Source organism: Mesorhizobium sp. ArgA1, from assembly GCF_053714375.1.
Map to the genome: position 1 here is coordinate 1 of NZ_JBSKBQ010000219.1, position 223 is coordinate 223.

1 protein-coding gene is annotated in these 223 nt (G+C 58.3%); it reads right to left on the reverse strand.

What is annotated here, in order from left to right:
- On the reverse strand, nt 1–223 hold a 223-nt coding region (locus ACWGTI_RS33040), incomplete at both ends, for a hypothetical protein (protein ID WP_454590726.1).

Here is a 223-nt window from a genome sequence, read left to right on the forward strand (position 1 = left end):
GGCGCAGCCCGATGCCAATTACCCGAGGATCGTCAGCAAGATCGGCAAGGCTCCCCCGCAGTACCCAGACATCGACGTCGAGTGACGACGCACCATGCCGCATCGAGGGGGCGAGGGGGTGGGTAATTACGGGTCGAATCCGTATGGCCCAACTTGAACAGTTGGAGGTGAACGGATGGCGAACACTGCCGGTTAAGCTGTTGAATTCCCTTGCCTTGAATTT